This is a genomic window from Spirosoma arboris (assembly GCF_009754945.1).
GTDB classification, from domain to species: domain Bacteria; phylum Bacteroidota; class Bacteroidia; order Cytophagales; family Spirosomataceae; genus Spirosoma; species Spirosoma arboris.
This window is the reverse complement of sequence record NZ_WPIN01000073.1, coordinates 1-749: the sequence shown is the minus strand read 5'-3', so window position 1 is coordinate 749 and position 749 is coordinate 1. Positions and strand designations below refer to the sequence as shown.

The 749-nt window shown below is 52.7% G+C and carries 1 protein-coding gene; it reads left to right on the top strand.

What is annotated here, in order from left to right:
• Window positions 1–631 (top strand): T9SS type B sorting domain-containing protein (locus GO755_RS40710; protein WP_157591178.1); only part of this gene is annotated, 631 nt, incomplete at its 5' end.
• Window positions 632–749 lie beyond the last annotated feature (118 nt).

Below are 749 nucleotides of genomic sequence, written 5' to 3'. Positions count from 1 at the left end.
TCCCCCCAGGCTGAGTGTGGACTCGCTGAACTGTGCCAACCTGAGTCCGGAGAGCCTCTGTGATCAGAGCAGTTTCACCAACAAACTCAACTGGCTGGCGGGCTCTGGTCCCAACTGTGATCCCAACATTGCCAGCTACAAGGTCTACTATGGTCGCTATCAGCAGGACACTCTGGGCATGTTGACCAGTGTGGAGGCCCCCACCCTGAAGTATGACCACACGGGTTTGTCGACCGTAGCGGGGTGTTACTATGTGACCGCTGTCAGCAAGCGGGGCCTGGAGAGTGCGCCATCCAACAAGGTGTGTGTGGATGCGTGTCCAAGTCTGGTTTTGCCCAATGTGTTCACGCCCAATGGAGATGGCAAGAATGATGTGTTTCAGCCGCTGCGGTGTCCGCGGTTTGTATCCAGCATCAGTTTTGTGGTGTACAATCGGTGGGGGGCCAAGGTGTATGAGACGAGTGGATCGAGTTTAGCCTGGGATGGCAAGAGTGTGGATGGGGTGGACTTACCGACGGGCTTGTACTATTACCAGGCGACGGTGAGTTATGCCATGTTGGACAAGAATTTCCCTCCTCAGGTCATCAAGGGCTGGGTGCAGATCCTCAGAGAAGGCGTTTCGGCCAGATAAGGTGTAATTCGTAAAGTAGTTGGGGTGAGCGTAATAGGTCCGATAAACCTTACTACGCTCACCCCAACTACTTTACGAATTAACCACTAATACATATCAAAAAAGGATACACTTTTGT